Genomic DNA, 18,169 nt, shown 5'->3' on the forward strand with positions numbered 1-18,169 from the left:
AGTAGGGGATGTGTTAGCCGTTGGGACGAGTCCCAGTGGTTGGGGTGGCGGTTTGTGGGGGTGGTGAATTTTGGCACGCTATGATTTGGCTCGATTTGTAGCCGAAGCGATTCAGGGCCTGGACACCGCATGACATTGAACTCATCCGAATTTTTGCCATCACGAGCCTGCGGGGTGCGCATCGCGGGCACTGGGATGTATGTGCCGCCTCGGACGATCACGAATGCTGATCTTGAGGCGATGATGGACACCTCGGATGTGTGGATCCTTCAGCGGACGGGGATCGCGGTGCGGCATATTGCTGAGCCTGAGCAGACGCTGCGTGATCTTGCGGTGGAGGCGGGGAGGAAGGCGCTTGCGGATGCCGGGGTGACGAGCGCGGATCTTGACCTGCTGATTCTCGCGACGGTGGGGGCGGAGACGACGTGCCCGTCGACAGCGTGTCGGGTGCTGGATGAGCTGGGGGGCGGGAGCGGGGGCGCGTTTGACCTTGTTGCGGCGTGCTCGGGGTTTGTGTACAGCCTGAATGTTGCGCACAACATGATTCGGTGCGGGTCGGCGCGGCGCGCGTTGGTGATCGGGGCTGAGCACCTGACGCAGTATGTGGAATACACGACGCGCGGACGTGGGACGGCGATTCTGTTCGGGGATGCTGCGGCGGGCGCGGTGCTGGAGGCGGATGAAGACCCTTCGCGTGGGATCATTGCACAGGCGATGCATTCTGACGGGTCGGGGTGGAAGGATTTGTTTTTGCCGCACTGTGATGCGGATTTTCCGCCTGAGGTGACGGAGCGGGAGATGCTTGGGCGGCTGCACATGAACGGGCGTGCGGTGTTCAAGTTTGCGGTGAAGACATTTTGTGATTTGATCGATGACACGCTTTTGCGTGGTGGCGTTTTGGCTTCGGATGTGGATCTGTACATCTGCCATCAATCGAATGTGCGGATTCTGGAGGCTGCGCGAGAGCGGTTCGGGATCCCGTCTGAGAAGTTGTATGTGAACATCGATCGGTTCGGGAATACGTCGTCGGCGTCGGTGCCGTTGTGTCTGGATGAGTTGCGGCGTGCGGGGCGTGTGAAGCCGGGCATGAAGGTGATGTTTGTCGCGTTTGGCGGTGGGCTGACGTGGGCGAGCAGTCTGTGGCAGATGTGAAGCGCGGGCGCTTGCGGATACATTCCCATGGCGTGGGCTGAGCCTGTGATACTTGAGCATGGTGCGGTGCGGCTTGAGCCATTGATGGCTGAGCATGCGGGGGATCTTGCGCGCGCGGCGGAATCGCTGGAGACGTTTCGATATTTTTCGCGTGGGCCTGAGCGACTGGATGAGGCGGGGATGGGGGCGTTTATTGAGTACTTGCGTGGGCCTGCGTTGACGGTGCCGTTTTGTGTGATGGATGCGGGGCGTGCGGTGGGGATCACGACGTATCTGGATGTGCGGGCGGCGCATCGTGGGCTGGAGATCGGGTGGACGTGGTATGGGCCTGGAGCGCGTGGGTCGCGGGTGAATCCGACGTGCAAGTTTCTTTTGATGGAGCACGCGTTTGAGCGGTTGGGGGCGATTCGGGTTTGTCTGAAGACGGATGAGCGGAACGCGCGATCGCGAGCGGCGATATTGAAACTTGGGGCGCAGTTTGAGGGGATTCTGCGGCAGAACGTGATTATGTCGGATGGTTTTTTGCGCAGTACGGCGATGTATTCGGTGGTTGGGAGCGAGTGGCTGCGGGTGAGGGCGGGGCTGATGGAGCGGATTGCGTAGGGTGCGGCAATGGGGGCGGATCTGGTTTGGGGTGTGCGCGGTGCAACGTGGCGGGATGGAATCCCTATATAGTGGTAAGCGGATGCTTGAAGGGAGCCAATTATGAAGTGGATCTTGGGGGTTGTGCTGGCGTTGGTGGTTTTGGTCGGGGCGGGGGCGTTTTTGGGGGTTCCTGCGTTGATGAAGAGTCTGGAGCAGGAGCGTGCGGCTGCGCGAGCGAAACTTGAGGCGATGGAGATGGAAATTGTGGCGCGTGAGGCGCAGGAGCGTGCGGCTGCGGATGCGGCGCGTGTGCAGGATGCGTCGCTTGCGCGGCTGGAGGCGGAGTTGGCGCGCGCGGAGCCTGTGAAGGGCAAGAGCGATGCGGAGCGGCTTGAGGCGGCGTGGGCGTGGGTGCGTGCGAATCGGGACGCGGATCGGCCTTACAACGAGCTTGAGGCGACGATGCTGGCGCTGCTGGATGCGTTCTTTGATGGGGAAGAGCGTTCGGCGCTGTGGATGATCAATACGTCGATGATCGAGTTCGAGATGATTCGATCGCTTGATGTGGATGGCGACGGGCAGGTGACGGACGAAGAGTTCGAGATGTTCATGAAGGAGAACGTGTCGCTGATGATGGCGACGGATCACCCGTACTTTATTGATCGGTTTGACACGGACGGCGATGGCAAGTTGAGCATGGATGAGCGCATGGCCATCATGGAAACGATGTCGGGAACCGGGGCGATGTCGGGGGCGCTGGAGCGTGCGCAGTTGGAGGCGTGGGACACGGATTATGACGGGGTGCTGAGTGATGCGGAGCGTGATGCGGGCCGGGCTGCGGCAAAGGCGAGGTTTACGGAGATGATGGATGCGGCGTTTGAGATGGATCTGTCGCATCTGAGCGAGGAGCAGCGTGCGGCGACGCTTGCGCAGATCGAGGCGCAACGCGATGCGATGATGGAGATGCAGAACGAAGCGATGATGTCGTGGGCGGTGGCGGAGAAGTTTTTTGAAGCCATGCGTCTTGAGAATATGAGCCCGGAGGAACTGCGTGCGGCGATGATGCAGGACATGCCGCCGAGTCCGGATTACATGTCGTTTGATGCGGATGGGGACGGGGTGCTCGATGAGGCGGAGACTGCGGCGTTCCATGCGGCGACTCAGAGCATGAGCGATGAGATGATGGAATGGGCTGCCAGACAGGGTGCGATGATGCTTCGGATGCAGTTTGAGCATGCGTCGCGTCAGAGTGATTTGAATGGGGATGGGCTGATGTCGCCGGATGAATGGGAGCGGCGGCTTGAGATGCTGACGCTTGAGCGTGACAGGCGGTTGTTTCTGCAGAGTTACGACCTGGATCGTGACGGTCGGGTGACGTCGGACGAGCTGGGGAAGTATCTGGACTGGCACAACGCGGGGAGTTTGCGGAGTGATGCAAACTATGACGGCGTGATTGATGCGCGCGACCTGGAGTTGATGCTGAGGTTGTATCGGGAGCAGTGAAGGACCTGATGCGGGTTGAGTGATTGCGCGACTGTGCAGTGAGCGTGATTGGTCAGGTTGGGCGCTGGACGAGTTGCTGGCCCTGGTGCGTTGTGAGTTCGCGGAAGAGGGTGGTGAGTCGCGTGGTGATGGGCCGATGGGCAGCGGTGCCGATTGGGCGGCCATCAATGCGAGCGACCCATGCGAGTTCGCCCATTGTGCCGGTGGTGAAACATTCGTCGGCGCGGTAGACCTCGGTCATGGAGATATCGCGTTCTACGGCCGGGATGTCGTGAGTGCGGCAGAGGTCGAGGATGGTGGCGCGTGTGATGCCTTCGGGGCATGCGACGAGGCGTGAGGTCTCGACGATGCCATTGGTGACGATGAAGACGTGGGTGGCGTTGGTTTCGGCGAGGAAGCCGTGCTTATCGAGCATGATGGCGTCGTCGGCGTGTGCGTTGTTGGCTTCGATTTTTGCGAGGATGGACTGGATGAGGTTGCAGTGGTGGATTTTCGGATCGAGGGAGTCGGGCGAGAAGCGGCGGATGCTGGAGGTGATCAGGGAGAGGCCGGTGGAACCGACGGCGGAGTTGTAGACGGGGGCTTTGTGTTCGGCGAGGATGATGAGTGTGGGGCCGGACTGGTTGAGGCGTGGGTCCATGCCGCTGGTGATTTTGACGCCTCGGGTGAGTGTGAGGCGGATGTGGACGTTATCGAACATGCGGTTGGCTTCGAGGGTGCGTTGCAGTTCGCGGGTGATGTGATCGTGTGAGGGGATGTCGGTGAAGGCGAGTGCGAGGGCGCTGGAGCGGAGGCGGTCGAGGTGTTCGCGGAGTTTGAAGATGCGGCCCTGATAGACGCGGAGGCCTTCCCATACGGCGTCGCCGCCCTGTACGGCAGAGTCGAATGGGCTGATGCCGGCGTGATCGCGGTGGACGAGCTCGCTGTTGATGTTGACGATGAGATCGCGGTTGAGTTCATTGAAGGTCTGGAGCATCGGGGTGTTCCGTGGGCAGTGTGAGTTTGTGCTGTGCGAGTTGGTGGTAGAGCGCGAGGCAGTCGTCGAGGACGGCTGCGAGGTGCGAGGGGACGCGCTCATTTTTAGGGAGATACGGTGCGAAACTGGTTGATGCGTAGACGCTGTCGTACCAGTGTGGTCCCCAGACGCCATCGGTGTCGCGTGGTCCGGGCTGCCATGAGAGCATGGCGTTTGTGAAGGGGATGTCGAGTGCGTGACACAAGCGAGAGAGCATTGAGTGAGGATCGAGCAGGATGTCGCGTGAGTCGATGACGATGGGCATTTTTCCGGTGCGCCGGTAGAGCGAGGCGAAGAGTTCGAGTTGTTGCGGGAGGCCTAGGTCGGTGGGGCGTGGGTCGGGGATGACTTTGATGAAACTGGTGATCATGTCCTCGGGCTGGCGGATGAGGAAGACGTTGTGGAGTGAGTGGATCCATTTGCGCCCGACCTCGGGGGTGAGGTGATGGGCCATGTGTTTCTGGTACCAGATTGTTTTGTTGCGTGGGATTGGGCCGACGAGGGCGCGAGTGACGATCTGCCAGTCGGATTCGTGTTCGCGGATGATCTGGTCGCGTGCGGGATGATCGAGATTGGTTGATTTGAGATAGTGTGCGTAGAGAGGCTCATCGGAGACGAAGGTGTCGGGGCGGGATTCGAAGGAGCGCATGAGGGCTGTGGAGATGTTGCGAGGCCCGGACCACATGGCGATGTGGCGGTCGCTCACGAGGCACTCCAGAAGCGGGCCCAGTTGCTGAAGGCGAAGCCTTCGATGTCGGCGTCGGACCAGTTTCGGCGGTGGAGTTCTTCGGCGAGAAGTGTGAGGTCTGCGGGGCGGTTGATACCTGCGGGGAGATCGTGGGCGGTGATGCCGCCATCCATGTCGGAGCCGAGACCGACGCCGCGGCGGTGGCCCATGATTTCGCAGATGCGTTCGACATGTGCGATGGTGTCGGCGATGGTGGGGCGGTCGTTGGGGTTGTTGCGGTCGATGCCGGTGCGGATGAAGTTGCGGACGAGGTTGATGCCGATCATGCCGTTGCGGTTGCCGACTTCGCGAATTGTGGAATCGGCGAGGTGTCGTTCGTTGTCGGGTTCGAGGAGTGCGCGGCAGTTGGAGTGTGAGGCGATTGGAGTTGCGGGCGAGAGTTCGAGGAGGTCGTCGGTTGCGTGCTGGGAGAGGTGGGTGAGGTCGTGGACGATGCCGAGCTGGTCGATGCGAGCGACGAGTTCGCGGCCTTGTGGGGTGAGCCCGCGTCCTGGGGTGCCGTTGCCACCTGCGTAGCGTGAGCCGCGCCACCATGCGAGTCCGATTGCGATGACGCCGTGTTCGTACCAGTTGACGAGGGTTTCGGGAGATTCGATTGGGTCGGCGCATTCCATGAGGATGCCGAGTTGGAGGGTGGGGGATGTGGATGCCCATTGGGTGTGACCGCGTGGGGGCATGATGTTGATAAGCCCGGCGTCGCGCCATGCGTGGTAGAGTTTGATCTGTCGGAGGCCTGCGATGCTTGCTGCGTTGGTGTTGTCGTGGGGATATGTGTAGGGGGCGGCGTCGGTGGTGGCGGAGTCGACAGCTTCGGTGAAGACGGTGCCGAGGCATGCGTGGATGCGACCCTGGCGGAGAGCGGGGAGAGTGACAGCGGCGGGCTGGAGAGGGCCGCGGCAGTCGTGCAGGGGCGCGTGCATGTCGCGGCCGAGTTCGGCGAGGTACGCCAGATCGAGGTGAGCATCGAACCATGAGAGCATCGAGCGATGGTAGGCGAGGCCAGTATGGGTGCCGATCTAGTGCAAATTTGCAGCGAGAGTTCCTATAGAGTACACTGAGGGCGCCGAGTGGATCGACCTTGTGTTGTGCAGTTGATTGCTGTGCGTGAAGGAGTGTTGCGATGCTGGCAGTATCGAGATCGAAGTGGATGACGCCTCACCGTCGTGGGGGCTTGCTGCAGGGATGCCTGGTTGCGGTGATCATTGTGGTGTTGCTGATGATCGTGGGGGGGGTGCTGGTTGCGATCAATTTCAAGAAGTGGTCTTCGAGCCTGGTGGTAGCGGCGTTCAATACGGTTGTTGATGTCTCGGAGATCCCTGCGAACGAGAAGGTCGAGATCAAGGAGATCATCGCGCAAGTGCGGACCGAGTATCTTGCGGGCAATGTCACGATGGACGAGGTCGGGCAGTTGTTGAGCGATTTTGAGACCAACCCGGCGATTGCGATGGGAATGGTGATGCAGTTCGAGGCTGTGTATGTGAAGGGTTCGAGCCTGACGGATGAGCAGAAGGAGGATGCTCGGGTCACACTCAACCGGATATCGCAGGGGTTGGTGACGGGTGTGCTGACGTGGCGGGATGTTGAGCCGATCGTTGATTCGGTGTCGGATGTCAATTCCTCGGGAAATCGGACGTTTCGGCAGGCGTCGTCGGTGCGGGAGTCGGAGGTGCTGGGGGCGATCGAAAGTGCCCGGAAGGTTGCGGATGACGCGGGGATCGGGTCGGGTTTCGTGGAGTACGACATTTCGGATGAGTTCAAGCGATCGATCGAGAAGACTCTGGGGCGAACGATTGGCGGATGAGGGGATGCGCTTGGGTTCGGAGTTTGCGTGCGCGAGCGGTAGATGAAACCATCTAGTGTGGGATAGAGACTTACCCCGACGAAAAATCCTTGGAGCTGTATCGAACGAGGAGCAGCGACAACTTGAGCCGGATGTTCCGGGCGTTTTCATTCTTCTGTTGGCAGTCGCTCCATCGTGAAACTTCTGCCGCCGATAGAACTTTCGAGCATGTGAACAGCGTGCCTCGGAGGATCGCATGGCAATGGGAAGTTCACAAAACTCATCGCGTCGAGAGGTACAGCCGCGGGGTGCGGAGAAGCATGAAGGTCTGAGTATTGCGTTGTTCACGCAGATACCGGACCTGATGCGTCGCTTCGAGGAGCATTTTCGTCCTTCGAAGAAGCCTCCGGGGGCGTATATCGTTGATGGTCCGGATTGTCTGCATCTTGTGCGAGACGTGCTTGAGCCGCTGAGCCCTGAGGGGCGACAGGCGGTGCGTGGGGTGTTGGTGGGCGAGGACGGGCGTTTTGAGCCTTGGAGCGCGGTGCCGGTAGAAACGTTGCTTCTGAGGCTCGAGACGCCGTGGCTGACGGAGATGCTGGCGAAGGAAAGTGTGCGGTTTGAGTATCAGCCGATTGTGAATGCGCGAACGGGGTTGGTGTTTGCGTTCAAGGCGTTGATGCGATCGTCGCATGAGTCGGCGCGTCAAGTGGGCCCGCTGGAGATCATTGCGGCGGCGAAGGCGCATGGGCGCACGCTTGATCTTGATGCGATGTGTCGTCGGCAGGCGGTGATTCAGGGTTTGCATCACCTTGAGCCTCACGAGCACTTTGTGTTGAACTTCCTTCCGATGGCGGTGTGCGACTCGGCGTTCTGTGTCAAGGGCACAGTAAAGGTTGCGGAATCAATTGGGTTTGATCCTTCGCGATTGATCTTTGAGATGTCGGTGGCGCACGAGTTGCCGGATCTTGATTTTTTACGGACCATGATTCAGACGTATCGGAGGCTGGGGGTGAAGATCGGGATGAGTGATGTTTCGACGGCGAATGCACCGCTTGGACTGATCGATCGAATCGAGCCGGACTTCATCAAGGTGGACCAGCGTCTGGTGAAGAAGGCTGCAACGAGCAGAAAGTTTGCGATCATTCACGGGATCTTCAGGCTGGCGCAGGAGCGTGGGATCAAGGTGATTGCGGAACGGCTGGAGACGGAGATGGAGTATCAGCTGGTGCGGCTGCTGGATGTGGATTATCTTCAGGGCTTCCTGATCGGGAGGCCTGAAGCGATACCGAACAGGTCGGTGCGCTTGCCTTGGCGTGCAGCCGGGTAAGGCGCGGGCTTGGCATACTCGACATATGGTGTCGATGACGTTTGCACTTCCTCCCTGATCACGTTCAGTTGGCGGCTGTCGGAGACAGTGCGCGCTGGGCGTGGTCTCTTTTTGTCGGAGGATGCGGACGGACTCAGAAGAGAAACGAGTCGAAAGGCAAGGCCCACCAGAGCAGGAGCAAGAAGATGTAAATGGCAGCAATCATGAGCCATCCGAGAAGCACGCCCAAGGCGATTGTGCGCACAGGTTGGCGTATGAGCGATGATGCGGCCAGGATAGCGAGAGGATTGGATGTCGGTGTTGGTGCGTCGGGGATTGTGATGACCCAGGCGTCTTCGGGGATTTCGTCATTGTGAACAGGGTCGATTTTTCGGCAGTTGAGGCCGTGTTTTGCGGCGATGTTCATGGCCTGTGCGGAGCTGTTGACGCCGATGACGTAGAGATCGCGTTCTGATCCGATGTTGTCGCCATGTTGCACTTCACCTTGAACTCGCCATGGCATGAGTGATCCTCAATTAGCGGTCGATGATGAGGGGCTTGATGTCGGTGAGAAGTTCCGCTTCGGTTTTCTCGACGACTTGGGCGGTGGTGACGCCTGGGGCGAGTTCGGTGAGGCGGAATCGGCGTTGACTGGGGTCCATAACGAGAACGCAGAGTTCGGTGATGATCATGTCGATGCAGCGGCGGCCGGTGAGGGGGAGGGAGCACTCGCGGACGATTTTTGGTTCGCCCTTTTTGGAGTTGTGCTCCATAGTGACGATGACTTTGCGGACGCCTGCGACGAGATCCATTGCGCCGCCCATGCCTTTGACCATCTTTCCGGGGATCATCCAGTTTGCGATGTCGCCTTCCTGGCTGACCTGCATGGCGCCGAGAATGCACATGTCGATGTGCCCGCCTCGGATCATGGCGAAGGAATCGGCGCTGGAGAAGTATGATGCGCCGCGGCGTGCGGTGACGGTTTGCTTGCCGGCGTTGATGAGATCGGGGTCGACCTCGGCTTCGGTGGGGAATGGCCCGATGCCGAGCAGGCCGTTCTCGGATTGAAGCCAGACGTCGATGCCATCGGGGATGTAGTTGGCGACGAGGGTTGGCATGCCGATGCCGAGGTTGACGATGTAACCATTGCGGAGTTCGGCAGCGGCGCGTGCAGCGATCTGTTCGCGTGTGAGTGGCATGTGACAGGATAGGCGAGGATTGTTGCAGGGGGTCAATGGTTCAGGGCGTGCGTCGGCGGGCGAGTTTGGCCTTGAGAAGCAGGATGAGACCGACGACGAATGGGACGAAGCCGACGGCTCCGAAGAGTGCTGCGCGGAGCATTCGGTCAGGTACTGCGGATTCGTCGTCGAGGGAGGTTGCGTTCATGACGTCGTTGGTGAGGTCGTTGTAGAGGGTGATGAGTTCGCCGAATGCGGTTTGTAGTCCCCAACCCATGATGGCGACGCCGACGAGCAGGAGGCAGTAGGCGATGAGTCGCATGGGTGGTTCCTGTGGATGAGAGTTCCGTATTTGCTGCGAGGTTAGCGTCGGACGCGTAGTCCGATGATGATGAGGACGATTCCGGCGATGGCTGCGAACAACAGGCGGCGATCGTTCATGATGCTGGTTGCTGCGCGTGAGGAGAAGTCGCGGATCGCTCGCCAGCCGAAGGCGCGCTCGATGAGTCCTGCCCGGTTGAATGAGTCGATAAGCGGGAGGGCGATTGCGGCAAGGAGGAGGATGAGTCCGATGGTGATGGCTGCGCGGCGGATGTTGTCGCGGCTGGAGCGTTGACGTCGGCGCCGGTAGAGCCTTCGTTTCATGATTCAGTTGGGGCGAACGGTGCGTTGTTCGATGCGTTTGACGCTTTGTGTGACGACGAAGCGATCGACGTAGTTTCCTGGGGTGTGGATTGAGTCGGGGTCGAGCGAGCCGAGCGGGACGAGTTCATCGACTTCGGCGATGACGAATGCGGCTGCGGTTGCCATCATTGGGTTGAAGTTGCGTGCGGTCTTGCGGTAGACGAGGTTGCCGAAGGAGTCGGCTTTCCATGCCTTGACGAGTGCGAGGTCGGCGTAGAGGCCGGTTTCCATGACGTATTGGCGAGCCTGGCCTGTGGTTTCGGGGGATTTGCTGCGGTTGAATGTTGCGGTGTCGTCGCTGGGGCGGAGGAAGTGACGAGTTTCTTTTCCTTCGGCGACGAGGGTTCCGACGCCTGTAGCAGTGAAGAAGGCGGGAATGCCTGCGCCGCCTGCGCGGATGCGTTCGGCGAGGGTTCCCTGGGGGTTGAACTCGACTTCGAGTTGTCCGGAGAGGTACTGTGCTTCGAAGGTGTCGTTTTCGCCGACGTAGCTGGAGATCATCTTGCGGATCTGCTGAGTCTGAAGGAGGAGACCGAGTCCCCAGTCATCGACGCCTGCATTGTTGCTGATGCAGGTGAGGCCGGTGAGCCCTGAGTCTCGCAAAGCGAGGATGAGGTGCTCGGGGATGCCGCAGAGTCCGAAGCCACCGACCATGACACTGATGCCATCGCGGAGAATGCCTTGTTCGCGGAGGCCGGCAAATGCTGCGAGTGCTGATTCGTAGTGCTTGGTGTGCATGAGGTGGTCCTGATCGGTGTGCCGACGATTGTAGAGTGGGGTCAGCGTTCTGCGGCAGGTTCTTCGGCGCGTGAGCGTCGTGGGAAGAGGTCTTCCTGATTTGGGAGATCTGGCGGGCGAGCGTGGAGGGTTTCGAGTTCGCGTCGGATTTCGTCGAGGGTGCTGAGTTGGAGGTGTTCGGTGGCGAAGCGGATGTAGCTGACGACATCGATGGCGCGGAGTTTTGCCATGACGCGTTCGCCGATGATGGTGCTGGAGACTTCGCGATCGAACTCTGCGTGAAGTTCCTCTTCGGTCTCTTCGGCGATGCGCTGCTTGATGTCTTCGGGGACTGGGCGCTTGCCACAGGCGGCTTTGATTCCTGAGAGGACGTTTTCGAGGCTGAAGGCGACGCGGCTGCCGTCCTTTTTGATGACGGTGAGGCGACTGGCGGCCTCGACGCGCTCGTAGGTGGTGTAGCGTCGGTCACACTTGAGGCACTGCCTGCGTCTGCGGATGGTCTGGCCTGCTTCGGTAGCGCGGGAGTCGATGACCTTGTCCTCGTGGCTGTTGCAGTAGGGGCAGATCATTGGGTTTGCTTTCGTGAGGGAGCACGCTTGGGATAGTGGGGTAGTGCAGACATTGCCACAACATCATGGCAGATCGTGGTGAATCTGTCAAAGGCGAGCAATGATAGAGGTAAATGCCTGAGTAATGGAACAGGCGCAAGAAAAAAGCCCAGGGAGGGGAGTCCCTGGGCTTTGGGGTTCGGACGAGTTGTTCGGGTTAGCCGAGCAACTGGAGCACCGACTGCGGCTGGCTGTTTGCCAGCGAGAGGGTGTTGGTTGCGGCCTGGACGAGGATCTGGTTCCTGGTCAAGGACGCAGTTTCCTTGGCAAAGTCGGTGTCACGGATGACGGACTCTGCGGCGGCGGTGTTCTCGAGTGCGACGCCGAGGCTTCGGATCGTTGCACCGACAACGTTGGTCTGGAATGCACCGAGGCGTCCCCGGAGCGACGAGACCTGCTTGATGGACTTGTCGACGATCTCCTGAGCGGTGGAGAGGCTGGCGGTGCGGGTGACGTCGAATGTCTTGCCGCTGCCAAGTTCGTTGAGGAAGCCGCTGGAGGAGTCGCCGAGCTTGCGGGACGCGATATTGGCGACGCCGAGAGAGACCTTTCCGGAGATATCGACATCCGGGGCGAGCATGAAGTCTGCACCGCCCCCCTGAATGGTGAGTGCGGAGATTGCGCCCAGAGTCTGGCTGCCGCTGGCATCGAGAGTCATTTCGATGTCGAGGTAGTCAGTGTTGATGCTGATGGAGCGTCCCTTGCCGGTCGCGGCGACGCCGTTGATGGTTCCGTTGATGTCGAGCCCGGCGTCCTTGAACCCGTTTGCTGCCGAGGTTGACTCGAAGGTGACCAAGGTGTTGGTGTCGACGGTGTTGGTGTCGTTTGCTTCAAAGGTGTAGATGCCGATGCTGTCGTCGGTGCCGATGGAGCCGTTGTCGGTCACACGGAGTGAGACGAACTGATCGGAGCCGTAGTTACGAGAGCGGAGGGTAATACCGGTTGCGGCAGACCCGGTAACGGTGGATGTGTCAGCAACGACACCCGTGACGTCGGAGAAGGTATTGATAGCAGCGACCATCTGAGCGAGAGTCTGTCCGGACGAGAAGGTGAGTTCGCGTGAACCGAGCGCGCCAGCGATTTCGATGGTGAAGGAGCTGGTGACGTTTGCGGTGCCTCCGAGGTCGAGGGTTCCGCCGCCGAGTGACAGGTAGAGTGAGCCCTGCTGAGCGGACTGGGTGACGATGACGGAGACATCGAGCGAGCCGCTCTCGAACTTTGCGCCGTTGACGCGGTAGTCGGAGACGTTGCTGGAAACGGAGGTGGTGTCGTAGTCGAAGGACCCGTTGAGGAGTTTGGTCCCCTGGAAGCTGGTTGCGCCTGCGACGCGGTCGATGGTCTGAAGAATGGAGTCGATCTGAAGCTGATTGGCGGCGAGTTCCTCGGATGAGACGCCGGCCTTGTTTGCCGAAGCGGTGAGGAGGCCCTGAAGTTCGGTCAGGAGCGATGAGACTTCCTGAAGGCCGCCTTCAGCGATGTTGACGACGGTATCAGCGCGTTCGGCGTTGCCGATTGCGGCGCCGATGGCGCGGGTTTGTGATCGCAGCGTTTCGGATGCGATCAGACCTGCGGGGTCGTCCTTGCCACGATTGATGCGAAGACCGGTTGAGAGACGTTGGAGCGCGGTGCTGAGGCCGTTGTTGTTTTGGCCGAGAACGCGCTGTGCGACCATGGACTGAATATTTGTGTTGATTCGACTCATGACAAGACTTCCTCCGTGAACACTCCCCGGACTCGTGGATTTTGCTGAGCCACGGTCCTATGCCTGGTCTCTGGCGGTTTTTTCCGTGAGACCTCCGAACGCCCATTCCCTGTCTGGCTGAACCGAATCCGTTCGGTTCAGACTCGCAAGGCTGACCCTACCTCAGGGTCGAAGTTGACATCGGCGAACAGAAGAGGCGGGTTGAGTAGACAAGCGACCCCGGAAGAGAATTTCCGGGGTCGCTGGAGGTCCGATCAGGGGGTTATCAGTGAAGTTGAGGGTGATCCGCGTAAATGAATGGGATCACTGTTGAATTATCGGATCATCCGAGGAGCTGGAGCACCTGCTGTGCCTGCTGATTTGCGAGGCCGAGGACGGTGGTGCCAGATGCCTGGAGGATCTGTGCACGGGTGAGCTGACTGGTTTCGAATGCGAAGTCTGCGTCCTTGATGCGAGAGTTGGAGGCGGTGAGATTCTCGAATGCGGCCTGGAGTGAGCGGCCGTTGGTTTCGAGGACGTTTCGCTCGAATGCACCGAGGCGACCTCGGAGGGTTGAGACTTCATCGATGGAGTTATCGAGGATGTCGCTTGCGGTGGTGAAGTCACCTCGGCGGATGGATTCCTCGATACTGTTTGACTGACCCTTCATGAGACTCGAGAGGAAGAACATGGCACCGTTGGAGAGTGTTCCGCCGAGTTTTTCTGCAGCGACGGACTGGACACCGACGTTGACCTGCTGAAGGGCGTTGATATCGGGCCCAAGTTGGTAGAGGGATCCGCCGCCGGTGATGTTGAAGATTGATGGGGCAGCGGTGGGGTCGATTGCGAGATCGGCGTGGAGGAGGAGCTCGAGCCCGAGGGAGGAGCTGTTGATAGAGACATTGAGTCCGCGACCGGTTGCGAGGGTGCCGTTGATGAGTGCCTGGACGTCACGTCCGGTGTCTCGAGTTGCGACGACAAGGTCTCCGGAGGCGATGCGTGCTGCCCAGTCCATATCGGTTGAGATATCGGGCCATGGGTTGTTGTTTGCGATCTTATAGAGGACGAAGGGATCTTCGGCTGCGGGAGGCCCGCCGACGCGCGTGACGGAGACGAACTCGTTGGAACCGAATTCTGCGGAGCGGAAGACCATACCCGATCCGATGCCGCCGGGGAGGAGTTCTGCCGAGACGCCGGTGAGTTCCTTGCGTGCGTTGATAGCGGTGACGATGGAAGCGAAGGATGTTCCGCTGGAGAATGTGAGTTCCTGTACGCCGCGCGATCCTTCGATGCGGATGGTGGTCGTGGACTGGACGTGTCCATCGCCGTATTGAGAGCCGACGCCCATGAGTCCGTTGAGGAAGAGTCCGCCGGTCTGTGCAGAGGCGACGACATCGACTTCGACTTCGATCGCCTGGTTGTTGATGAAGGAAGCGCTGTAGATCTGAGCCTTGCTGATGGCGCTGGATGAGACGCCGCTGGTGACGTAGTCGAGGGATCCGTTGAGGAGTTTGAGGCCGCCGAAACTGGCGGTGTTGGAGATCCGCGTGATGGACTGGATCGCGGAGTCGATCTGAAGTTGGTTTGCTGCGCGTTCTTCGGCGGAGTTTGCGCCTGTGTTGGCGGACTCGACGATGAGCGCTTTGATGGTGTTGAGGAGATCGGAGACCTCGGTGAGGGCAGATTCGGTGGTCGCGATGACAGAAGATGCGCGTTCGCCGTTGCGGATCCCCTGCTCGATGCCGGAGAGATCGGTCTTGATTCGCTCGGAGATGATCATTCCGGCGGGATCATCCTTGCCGCGGTTGACTCGAATGCCTGTTGAGAGGCGTTGGAGTCTGAGATCAAGTTCGACGCCGCTTCTGCGGAGGTTGTTTTGTGCGATGATGCTTGATACGTTAGTGTTGATCCTAGCCATGACAATCCTCCATGATTGAGGCTAAGTTGCGAATGACGCGAACGAATGTGCCTTCACTGAGAAGACGTGCGTCTTGGAAACGTTGCCCGATGACCCCGATGGTGTCGAGCAGTGAACGATTACGCAAGTTGCGTGCCAGAGTGAGGTGCATGAATGGTCACGCGGTGTTTTTGACTTGATTCGGTGCTGTGATGCCGTCGGCGGGGATTCCCTTTCGGGTTGGCCCTGGGCCGATGAGGTTTGCGATCTGAGAGAGTTCGTCAGTGCGAATGGAAGCGGCCTGAGCGTTTTCCCTGGTGATTGCGTCGTACACCTCTTTGCGGTGTACGGCGATTCTGGCGGGTGCGGAGATCCCGAGGCGAACTTTGTCGCCCCGGATGTCGACGATGGTGATTTCGACCTCGTCTCCGATGATGATCGCCTCGTCGCGCTGTCTTGAAAGGACCAGCATTTCTCGGCTCCTTGGTCGCGGGATCGCGGCGCATTTTCTGCGCTGTGAGCGATCGCGGGATTTGAGTGGGTGAATGGTCTCACGGGATTGCCGTGTGCGCGGGCGGAACGAAGCGCGTTTTTTGCGCATGCCCGAGCGGAAAGGTAAAACGGACGAACGGAGAAATCACGACGCGGAGGCGAGTCTTGCGCCAGTGTTGACGCGGATGAGCGGCTCGCGGGTGGTCCATCGCTTGTCGGCGAGGACGATCTGCTGCCCGCTGCGAGAGACGGTGTCGATGATGAGAGGCCCCTGGAGGTTGCCGGTGAGTTGGTCACCGACTTTGTTGACGATGACGAAGACCTGAGCCTCTTCGAGGTTTTTGATCCCGATGGCCTGGGCCTGATCCTCGCGGATGGGGACGGCGTAGTCACGGATAAAGAAGGAAGGATCTGTGACGACGAACGCGAGGTCTGGCTGGTCGATTGACTGGAGCCAGAAGAAACAGGCGTCATCTCCGGGTTCGAGGAGGCAGTATCGTGCGTGTTCCGAGAACCCGAGGAGACCTTTTGCGAAGGTGATGATGCGGTCCTCCGCGACTTCAATCACCCCAAACCGTGTGGTCGGCACTTCCATTGTGCTCTCCAATTCTGCGGCCCCTGCTTGCCTTTCGGCCCCGACGCTCCACGTCGGATGACCTCCTGTCACCGCGCACGGGCCTTGATGTGCGCGGACGGCTGACTTGAATGGGCTTGCCTGGCGGTTGGCCAAGGAAGTCCGAAGTGTGGTTAACCGAGGAAATCGAGAAGCGAGAGGCGAGAGAGTTGAGCGGTGACCTGGAGGCCGGCCTGAAGTTGAGTCTGAAGCTGTGAGTAGCGTGTTGCGGCCTGTGCGAAGTCGAGGTCGCGGAGTTGGCTTCGCATCTGCTGATCGAGCACTTGACGGTCCTCCTCACGCGCGGTTTCGTCTGAGACTCTGCGTGCGTATCCGGCGACGAAGGCACGGGTTTCTACAAGTCTGCCGAGCGATTCGTCGAGTTTGTCTGTCGCAATCTGGATGCCAGACAGGTCGTTGGTTTCGAGGGCATGGCGCAGATCGATGAGATGTGTGAAGACGTTGTCTGGGCGTACGGTGGCGCGGTCCTGACTGAGGAGAGAGCCGGTGGTGGGGTCGTAGTTTGAGTTGAGGAGGCCGAGTTGGTCTGCGGCGGTTGAGTTGTTGCGTGCGGTGACGGTGATAGCGCTACCCGCGAGGCCGGGGGCTTGCGTGAAGAGGATGCCGTTGGTGGTGGGGTTGAGTGAGGCCTGGAACTGAGTCGTCGGGCGTCCGGCGAGAGTGAGGGCAGCGTCGGCCTGCGTGTTGACAGCGTTGAGGAATGACTCGACGGTGAGGATGTCGTCGGGTCGGAGGTCGATGGGGATTTCGAAACCGTCGCCGAGAGTGATGGTGAAGTCGACGTTGCGTGCCTGGTCGTAGAGGCCTGAGATTGGGTCGATCTGCCCGTGGACGATTTGAACGCCGCGCCCGTCGTTGAAGTGTGAGAGTTGGGTTGATGGAAGGAGTGAGCGGATGCCGAGTGCTTGTGCGGTGTTGCCGCTAACTTCGGCGATGGACAGAGCGTGAGCGCGTCCTCCGGAGATTTCGGAGACGACGTTGATGGCGGTGCCATCGTCGTTGATTTCGACACGAACGCCGAGGTTTGTGCCTTCGATGAGGGTTCGGATGTCTTCGAGTGTGTTTGCGTTGGAAAGGTCGACGATGGCGGTGCCTGCGTTATTGTTGATGCGGATGGAACCGAGCGGGGTTGCGAGTGCCTGAAGTGCGCTGACGGGGGTGTTCCATGCGAGACGAGGGCTGAGGCTTGTGGAGTGTGATCGACCGGGTTCGAATGGCGTGTTTGGTGCGGTGGCGAGGCCAAGGTCTTGCCCGGTGACGCCGCCGAGGGGGTCGGAGAATGTGAGTTCGCCTGCCTGGATGTCGATGGCGATGCTGGTGCCGTCGAGGTAGATGCCGTCGGGCCCGAGGATGGTGATGTTGTTTGCCGATTCGTACTGGCGAATGGATGCGGTGATGCGGTCGATGACGTTTCCGACGGTGTCTGCGTCGGCGATATCGATCTGGATTGGTTCGAGGTTTTCGAAGGTTGCGAGGAAGGTGCCGAGTTGGACGCCGAGGCCTCGTGCGCCGCGAAGATCGACGATGCGCGTGTCGCGGTCGAGCGCAGGGTCGAGTTCGACATCGCCCGCGACGCGTGCGGAGGTTGAGCCGATGATGTTGTTGGCGCCGAGGGTGATGGGGATTGAGCGGAGCGGGCCGAGGTCGGTGTGGAGTCCGCCGCGTTGGCCGGTGAATCGAAATGCGGCACCGAAGGCTTCGACTGGTGCATTGCCGGGGCGCGAGCCTCCGAAGACATGCCCGACGATAGATTGGCGGTTGGAGACGCGGTGGAGAGAGTCGATGAGTGATTGAATGACGATTGCCTGATTGGCGCGTTCGGTTGGTGAGGAACCGGTGTTGATCTGTTCGAGGCCGAGGGACTTGGCTTCGTTGAGAAGGTCTGTGGCTTCACCGAGCGCGAGGTCGAGCGTGTCGAGGGAGTCGGTGGCGTAGGAGAGGTTGGAGATGCGGCGTGTGGAAAGTTCGATACGCGAGTCGAGGAGGGCGATGGAGGTTGCCTTGACGGGGTCGTCGCCGGGGCGTGAGATTGCCAGGCCTGAGGAGAGTTGGTCGCTCAGGCGATAGAGTGCGAGGTTGGTCGAGTTGAGGCGCGCGAGGGATGACTGGGAGGTCATGAGAGTCGGTGCGCGGTTGAATCCAACGGGAAAACTGGTCATGGTGTG

19 protein-coding genes are annotated in these 18,169 nt (G+C 59.9%); 5 read left to right on the plus strand and 14 right to left on the minus strand.

The window, feature by feature from the left end; all coding sequences use genetic code 11:
* Positions 1 to 129: 129 nt before the first annotated feature.
* The 3 genes from KF757_13500 (at position 130) to KF757_13510 (ending at position 3,240) form a co-directional block, all read left to right on the plus strand.
* The gene (locus KF757_13500; GenBank protein MBX3323991.1) at positions 130 to 1,152 is read left to right on the plus strand and encodes a ketoacyl-ACP synthase III; all 1,023 of its coding nucleotides are present in this window, start codon (positions 130 to 132) and stop codon (positions 1,150 to 1,152) included.
* 27 nt (positions 1,153 to 1,179) lie between these two features.
* Positions 1,180 to 1,755 carry a GNAT family N-acetyltransferase gene (locus KF757_13505; GenBank protein MBX3323992.1) on the plus strand — a complete coding sequence of 192 codons (576 nt, stop codon included), beginning with the start codon at positions 1,180 to 1,182 and terminating at the stop codon, positions 1,753 to 1,755.
* A gap of 102 nt (positions 1,756 to 1,857) precedes the next feature.
* Positions 1,858 to 3,240, plus strand: a complete 1,383-nt coding sequence (locus tag KF757_13510; protein ID MBX3323993.1) for a hypothetical protein — start codon at positions 1,858 to 1,860, stop codon at positions 3,238 to 3,240.
* 52 nt (positions 3,241 to 3,292) lie between these two features.
* Here KF757_13510 and KF757_13515 read toward each other — a convergent pair whose 3' ends face one another.
* Genes KF757_13515 through KF757_13525 form a run of 3 tightly spaced genes read right to left on the minus strand, consistent with a single transcriptional unit; the run spans position 3,293 to position 5,983 of the window.
* Entirely contained in the window at positions 3,293 to 4,216 is a 924-nt protein-coding gene (locus tag KF757_13515) for an aminotransferase class IV (GenBank protein MBX3323994.1), read from the minus strand.
* Positions 4,197 to 4,961 carry a hypothetical protein gene (locus KF757_13520; protein ID MBX3323995.1) on the minus strand — a complete coding sequence of 255 codons (765 nt, stop codon included), beginning with the start codon at positions 4,959 to 4,961 and terminating at the stop codon, positions 4,197 to 4,199. The genes KF757_13515 and KF757_13520 overlap by 20 nt, the downstream gene beginning before the upstream one ends.
* Positions 4,958 to 5,983, minus strand: coding sequence for a membrane dipeptidase (locus KF757_13525; protein MBX3323996.1), 1,026 nt, complete (start codon positions 5,981 to 5,983; stop codon positions 4,958 to 4,960). The genes KF757_13520 and KF757_13525 overlap by 4 nt, the downstream gene beginning before the upstream one ends.
* Positions 5,984 to 6,123: 140 nt before the next feature.
* On the opposite strand from KF757_13525, the gene KF757_13530 reads away from it, so the two are divergent.
* Both KF757_13530 and KF757_13535 read left to right on the plus strand, forming a co-directional pair.
* Entirely contained in the window at positions 6,124 to 6,804 is a 681-nt protein-coding gene (locus tag KF757_13530; protein MBX3323997.1) for a hypothetical protein, read from the plus strand.
* A gap of 241 nt (positions 6,805 to 7,045) precedes the next feature.
* Positions 7,046 to 8,113, plus strand: a complete 1,068-nt coding sequence (locus KF757_13535) for an EAL domain-containing protein (protein MBX3323998.1) — start codon at positions 7,046 to 7,048, stop codon at positions 8,111 to 8,113.
* A 133-nt stretch (positions 8,114 to 8,246) separates the two neighbouring features.
* On the opposite strand, the gene KF757_13540 is transcribed toward KF757_13535, so the two are convergent.
* The 11 genes from KF757_13540 to KF757_13590 all read right to left on the minus strand — a co-directional run bounded on the left by KF757_13540 (position 8,247) and on the right by KF757_13590 (position 18,163).
* The gene (locus KF757_13540; protein ID MBX3323999.1) at positions 8,247 to 8,615 is read right to left on the minus strand and encodes a hypothetical protein; all 369 of its coding nucleotides are present in this window, start codon (positions 8,613 to 8,615) and stop codon (positions 8,247 to 8,249) included.
* Positions 8,616 to 8,628: 13 nt separating this feature from the next.
* Entirely contained in the window at positions 8,629 to 9,291 is a 663-nt protein-coding gene (locus KF757_13545; GenBank protein ID MBX3324000.1) for a CoA transferase subunit B, read from the minus strand.
* Positions 9,292 to 9,331: 40 nt separating this feature from the next.
* On the minus strand, positions 9,332 to 9,592 hold the full coding sequence (locus tag KF757_13550; GenBank protein ID MBX3324001.1) for a hypothetical protein: 261 nt from the start codon (positions 9,590 to 9,592) through the stop codon (positions 9,332 to 9,334).
* Between the two features lie 41 nt (positions 9,593 to 9,633).
* Positions 9,634 to 9,915: a hypothetical protein gene (locus KF757_13555; protein MBX3324002.1), complete on the minus strand. Its 282-nt coding sequence runs from the start codon at positions 9,913 to 9,915 to the stop codon at positions 9,634 to 9,636.
* A 3-nt stretch (positions 9,916 to 9,918) separates the two neighbouring features.
* On the minus strand, positions 9,919 to 10,692 hold the full coding sequence (locus tag KF757_13560; protein ID MBX3324003.1) for a CoA transferase subunit A: 774 nt from the start codon (positions 10,690 to 10,692) through the stop codon (positions 9,919 to 9,921).
* Positions 10,693 to 10,733: 41 nt separating this feature from the next.
* The gene (gene nrdR, locus KF757_13565; protein ID MBX3324004.1) at positions 10,734 to 11,261 is read right to left on the minus strand and encodes a transcriptional regulator NrdR; all 528 of its coding nucleotides are present in this window, start codon (positions 11,259 to 11,261) and stop codon (positions 10,734 to 10,736) included.
* 196 nt (positions 11,262 to 11,457) lie between these two features.
* Positions 11,458 to 13,002 carry a flagellin gene (locus KF757_13570; protein MBX3324005.1) on the minus strand — a complete coding sequence of 515 codons (1,545 nt, stop codon included), beginning with the start codon at positions 13,000 to 13,002 and terminating at the stop codon, positions 11,458 to 11,460.
* Positions 13,003 to 13,324: 322 nt separating this feature from the next.
* Positions 13,325 to 14,899 carry a hypothetical protein gene (locus KF757_13575; GenBank protein ID MBX3324006.1) on the minus strand — a complete coding sequence of 525 codons (1,575 nt, stop codon included), beginning with the start codon at positions 14,897 to 14,899 and terminating at the stop codon, positions 13,325 to 13,327.
* 157 nt (positions 14,900 to 15,056) lie between these two features.
* Complete coding sequence (gene csrA, locus KF757_13580) at positions 15,057 to 15,350, minus strand: carbon storage regulator CsrA (GenBank protein MBX3324007.1); 294 nt, start codon at positions 15,348 to 15,350, stop codon at positions 15,057 to 15,059.
* A 165-nt stretch (positions 15,351 to 15,515) separates the two neighbouring features.
* Positions 15,516 to 15,965: a flagellar assembly protein FliW gene (locus tag KF757_13585; protein ID MBX3324008.1), complete on the minus strand. Its 450-nt coding sequence runs from the start codon at positions 15,963 to 15,965 to the stop codon at positions 15,516 to 15,518.
* A gap of 152 nt (positions 15,966 to 16,117) precedes the next feature.
* On the minus strand, positions 16,118 to 18,163 hold the full coding sequence (locus tag KF757_13590) for a hypothetical protein (protein ID MBX3324009.1): 2,046 nt from the start codon (positions 18,161 to 18,163) through the stop codon (positions 16,118 to 16,120).
* Positions 18,164 to 18,169: the final 6 nt, after the last annotated feature.

It is taken from the genome of Phycisphaeraceae bacterium (assembly GCA_019636795.1).
In the GTDB taxonomy this organism is placed as follows: domain Bacteria; phylum Planctomycetota; class Phycisphaerae; order Phycisphaerales; family UBA1924; genus JAHBWW01.

Bases quoted from the DNA above. Each gene is read 5' to 3' on its own strand.
- KF757_13500 (MBX3323991.1), top strand. From the start codon at position 130: ATGACATTGAACTCATCCGAATTTTTGCCATCACGAGCCTGCGGGGTG.
- KF757_13505 (MBX3323992.1), top strand. From the start codon at position 1,180: ATGGCGTGGGCTGAGCCTGTGATACTTGAGCATGGTGCGGTGCGGCTT.
- KF757_13510 (MBX3323993.1), top strand. From the start codon at position 1,858: ATGAAGTGGATCTTGGGGGTTGTGCTGGCGTTGGTGGTTTTGGTCGGG.
- KF757_13515 (MBX3323994.1), bottom strand. From the start codon at position 4,216: ATGCTCCAGACCTTCAATGAACTCAACCGCGATCTCATCGTCAACATC.
- KF757_13525 (MBX3323996.1), bottom strand. From the start codon at position 5,983: ATGCTCTCATGGTTCGATGCTCACCTCGATCTGGCGTACCTCGCCGAA.
- KF757_13530 (MBX3323997.1), top strand. From the start codon at position 6,124: ATGCTGGCAGTATCGAGATCGAAGTGGATGACGCCTCACCGTCGTGGG.
- KF757_13535 (MBX3323998.1), top strand. From the start codon at position 7,046: ATGGGAAGTTCACAAAACTCATCGCGTCGAGAGGTACAGCCGCGGGGT.
- KF757_13540 (MBX3323999.1), bottom strand. From the start codon at position 8,615: ATGCCATGGCGAGTTCAAGGTGAAGTGCAACATGGCGACAACATCGGA.
- KF757_13545 (MBX3324000.1), bottom strand. From the start codon at position 9,291: ATGCCACTCACACGCGAACAGATCGCTGCACGCGCCGCTGCCGAACTC.
- KF757_13550 (MBX3324001.1), bottom strand. From the start codon at position 9,592: ATGCGACTCATCGCCTACTGCCTCCTGCTCGTCGGCGTCGCCATCATG.
- KF757_13555 (MBX3324002.1), bottom strand. From the start codon at position 9,915: ATGAAACGAAGGCTCTACCGGCGCCGACGTCAACGCTCCAGCCGCGAC.
- KF757_13560 (MBX3324003.1), bottom strand. From the start codon at position 10,692: ATGCACACCAAGCACTACGAATCAGCACTCGCAGCATTTGCCGGCCTC.
- nrdR (MBX3324004.1), bottom strand. From the start codon at position 11,261: ATGATCTGCCCCTACTGCAACAGCCACGAGGACAAGGTCATCGACTCC.
- KF757_13570 (MBX3324005.1), bottom strand. From the start codon at position 13,002: ATGAGTCGAATCAACACAAATATTCAGTCCATGGTCGCACAGCGCGTT.
- KF757_13575 (MBX3324006.1), bottom strand. From the start codon at position 14,899: ATGGCTAGGATCAACACTAACGTATCAAGCATCATCGCACAAAACAAC.
- csrA (MBX3324007.1), bottom strand. From the start codon at position 15,350: ATGCTGGTCCTTTCAAGACAGCGCGACGAGGCGATCATCATCGGAGAC.
- KF757_13585 (MBX3324008.1), bottom strand. From the start codon at position 15,965: ATGGAAGTGCCGACCACACGGTTTGGGGTGATTGAAGTCGCGGAGGAC.
- KF757_13590 (MBX3324009.1), bottom strand. From the start codon at position 18,163: ATGACCAGTTTTCCCGTTGGATTCAACCGCGCACCGACTCTCATGACC.